Annotated in this window: 2 protein-coding genes; both read left to right on the forward strand. The window is 61.4% G+C overall.

The features are described from left to right. The first annotated feature begins 156 nt into the window (after window positions 1-156). Entirely contained in the window at window positions 157-1,518 is a 1,362-nt protein-coding gene (locus V2H77_RS00835; RefSeq protein WP_341497286.1) for a VasL domain-containing protein, read from the forward strand. Window position 1,519: 1 nt separating this feature from the next. Further along, the coding region (gene tssI, locus V2H77_RS00840; RefSeq protein WP_341497287.1) for a type VI secretion system tip protein TssI/VgrG at window positions 1,520-2,426 on the forward strand (907 nt) is incomplete at its 3' end.

Here is a 2,426-nt window from a genome sequence, read left to right on the forward strand (position 1 = left end):
TCTACGTGGACGAATCTGACAACCCGATTTCAGGCGGCCTGTTCAGTCATTTCAGACTGACTCACACGCTGTATTAAGGGAAAATTTTCTTCATTGCAAAATAGCAACCCACCCTGTCCTCCGCGCCGGCGGAGGCAGGCTAAAGGATGAACGGCCATGCGTGAACACCCTGAAAACCTGATTATCCGTGCCGGCGGCAACCCGATGCATCTGCCGGCGTTCACGGCAATACGCGAAGAAATCAACAAAATCAACCACCCGTCTCAGCCGGCAGTGAACTGGCAACTCATTGAATCGCTGGCCCTGACGCTGTTTCGCACCCACGGCGTCGATTTGCAGAGCGCGATTTACTACACTCTGGCCCGGATGCAGCTCAGCGGTCTGGCGGGCTTTACCGAAGGCTGCGAACTGCTGGCCGGGGTGATGGTCAGCCAGTGGGATGCACTGTGGCCGCCGCAGCCGGCGGTCCGTACCGACATGCTGGACTGGTTTAACACCCGCAGCGGCAACGCCTTACGCCAGCATGATTACACCCCCCGCGACCTGCGGATGATTTACCGGGCCGAGCGGGCCTTACAGCTCATCGTCGACCGGCTCCAGCAGTCCGACCTGAAACGCCTGCCGAAGGTCGAAAACCTGCTGTGGTTCTTCCAGAACACCGCCAAAAAACTGGAACAGACCCGACTGCTGCCCAAACCGGCCGCCAAACCGGTACAGATGCCGCCGCTGGTTTATCTCGCCGGCACTGAACCGGCGCCGCCTGAACCGGAAACGGACGACAGCGTGAGCGATGACCGCAGCCAGCCCAAAGTGCAGGTCCGTTTCCCTGAACCCCCGCCGCGACCGATGAGCGCATTACAGGGGTTCGGACTGGGCGTATTACTGGGGGTGTTCGTCCTGACCGGCAGCTGGCTGGGCCTTTACCGGCCCTTACAACAGCAGATGACGGCCATCACCGGCGCCCCGGACGGGGCCAGACTGGCCTGGCTGTCTCATCCCGACCTGCAAACCTACGCGCAGCAGTTAACCCGGTTAGCGGACACCTCCCCGCTGGTCGTCCTGCAACAGGCTGAGCAGCTGACCGGCACGGCACAAAAAACCTGGCCGCAGGACCGTCAGCAGCAGCATGAAACGCAGCGCTGGCAGCAGCTCCAGGCTATCCGGCTGGAGAATGCGCCGGCACCCGGCAGCTGGCGCCAGACCCGGCATCAGCTCCAGCTGCTGGCGGACAAAATCCTGGAACAGGAGCGTAACCGGGGCAGTTTCACCCTCTCTTACCTGAAAACCGCGATTTATCAGATTCAGCACAGCCACAACCGTGACGTTCCGCTGGAAGAGCTGCTGCGCCAGCTTGCCGCTGCCGTCGAACAGGGGCAGGCCGTCTCCCCGGCGCTGATAAAAAAGACCGACGACCGCTTTAACGCCCTGCTCAGCCGGTACTACGCGTTGCAGCAAGCCGCCGGACTGACCGCAGCCCCTGAACACACCCGCCCGTCAATTCAGCACAGGAACCCTTAATATGTCATTCCAGAAAAAAACCGCCGGCCTGACCGGCGCCGGCCACCTCGCACAGCACATCGCCGACCGCCTCAGTTCCCCCGACGCCGGCGGCTTACAGTTCACCCTCACCGCCGGCGGACTGCCGCCGCACACCTTTGTGGTCTCCGCCTTCACCCTGAACGAAGCCTTCTCCACCCCGTTCACCCTGACCGTCAGTTTAGCCAGCGCCGACCCGGCCGTCGATTTCGCCGCGGTGCTCGACAACCGCGCCACCCTGACCATCCTGCGCGCAGGCAAAGTCGAACGCGCCGTCACCGGCATGGTCGCCTGCTTTGAGCAGGGCAACACCGGCAAACACCAGACCGGCTACAAAATGACGGTCCGGCCCGATATGTGGCGCACCACCCTGCGCCAGAATTCACGCATTTTTCAGCAGCAGGATATCCAGACCATTATCACCGCACTGCTCAAAGAAAACGGCGTCCGGGATGTGGCATTCAGTCTGCGCAACCCGCACCCGGAACGGGAGTTCTGCGTCCAGTACCGGGAAACCGATTTTGCCTTTCTGCAACGACTGACCGCCGAAGAGGGCCTCTTTTACTTCTTCGAATTCAGCAACAATAAAAACACCCTGGTGTTTGCCGACGATGCCGGCTCCGTGGTCAAAGGCCCGGTACTGCCCTATCACCCCGGCGACGCCGAACAGGCCCGGCAGCTGTGCATTACCCGGCTGACCCGCCAGGCTCAGGTGCGACCGGCGGTGGTGGAACTCAAAGATTACACCTTCAAAAACCCGGCCTGGGCGGCGGAGTTCCGTCATCAGATGCGGGAGCAGGACCTCCAGCATACCGGCTATGAACACTTTGATTTTCCCGGCCGCTTCAAAGATGCCCAGCACGGCGCTGATTTCACCCGCTACCGGCTGG

Origin of the sequence: Photorhabdus sp. P32 (assembly GCF_038085095.1) — a bacterium.
Taxonomy (GTDB): domain Bacteria; phylum Pseudomonadota; class Gammaproteobacteria; order Enterobacterales; family Enterobacteriaceae; genus Photorhabdus; species Photorhabdus luminescens.